Here is a 1,436-nt window from a genome sequence, read left to right on the forward strand (position 1 = left end):
AATGCTGCGATCGCCATTGCCATTACCGCCATTACCATTGCCAGGAATCGCGTTTCCAGCGTGGTTGTTGTTACCATTGCCGTTGCGATTGTAACTTTGACGGATAGGGCCGGAAACTTTGTCAAAGGTTGGCGGCAGTTGCACTCTAGCTATATTTGCTAGGGTTTTGATGGCTGTTTTGAAGTCTACGCCATCCCGAAGCATGATGTAGTCGGCCCAACTGCCTGTGGCCCGGCAGCCATAGCAGAAAAATGTGGTTTTGTCGGCTGGAACGTTGAAGGATGGGGCTTGTTCGCGGATGGTGCACAAGGGACACCAGCAGTTTTTTTCGGTTCCTTTCCAGTCTTCTAAGTCTCCGAAAAGGCTATCTGCGCTCAGTTTGGGGTAGATTTCTTGTTCGAGTATTTCTACTAAGCTTTGTCCGAAGCCGTTGTGTACGATTTTGGGGGCTGGTGCATTCCCCAAGGTGTTTGTTTTGCGCTCGAGGGGTTGGCGTTGAAAGGTTTTGGTGTCTTTACAGGGGTACAAGCCGATGGATTCGGGCCCTGGTACGGTGGGGGGATATTCTGACCATACGGTGAATTCGTATTTTTTGCCGTTGGAGCCGATGGTAGGCGGTAATAGGGTGTGACCGCCGTTTTTGGTGAGGAGTTCGCCTTCTCGGACTGTGGTGTTGGGGGTGAAGGCGAAGCCGTTGTTGGCCCCGAAGTCTTGTGGTTCTGTGAGGAAGGCGACGAGGACGCGGTAGCCGCCGGAGGGTGTTAAGAATTGGGGGGCGCTTTGGAGGATGGGGTAGGTGTTAATCCAAGCGTCGATGCGGGTTTTGAGTATTTCTGGGGTTTCGCTGGCATTAAGGTCGAAGTCGATCCAGCATAGCCAATGTTGCCCGTTCCAGCCGCCGAGGGTGCTTACGCCGTCGATGCGGTGGTCGGAGTGCCAGGTGGCGATTAGTTGTTCTTGGAGTTTGGGGTCAAGGGAGTGCCACTTTTGGTAGGGCTTCCATTCTAAGGTTTTGTAGTAGTGGCGATCGTAGTAAGCGGGTTGTTTTTCGACTTTGTTGTTGAGTAGGGACTGTTGGGGGCTGATGGGGAAGGGGGGTTTGTTGAGGCGATCTCGTACCCAGGCGATGATTTGCTGTTTGGTTTGGGGAATCTGTGTTTGAACGCTGGTTTGGGGGGTGTTGGTTGATGGGTTTTGAGATGCTGTTGAAATTTCTGTGAATTCTGACATGGTTGACGCTCCTGTGGTGTTTGGGAAGTGCGTGAGGATGAAGCCTCTTGCGGGTTATGGGATGGACAGGAGTCGGAGTTGTTGGGTGTGGTAGTTATGCTTGAGCGTGTTTGGAGGAAAGGGTGTTGAGAGTTTTGGTTGACTCCCCCAATTGGTTCCCTCCAATAGGGTGACTATTTTGCTCCTTTTGCGTTACTATTGGATTA

The 1,436-nt window shown here is 51.9% G+C and carries 1 protein-coding gene; it reads right to left on the minus strand.

Annotation, left to right across the window (positions count from 1 at the left end):
- Window positions 1–1,230, minus strand: a 1,230-nt coding sequence (locus tag OSCI_RS12385) for a CHC2 zinc finger domain-containing protein (protein ID WP_039962226.1), incomplete at its 3' end; no start/stop codon positions are given.
- Window positions 1,231–1,436: the final 206 nt, after the last annotated feature.

This window comes from Kamptonema sp. PCC 6506, assembly GCF_000180455.1.
Classification (GTDB): domain Bacteria; phylum Cyanobacteriota; class Cyanobacteriia; order Cyanobacteriales; family Microcoleaceae; genus Kamptonema; species Kamptonema formosum.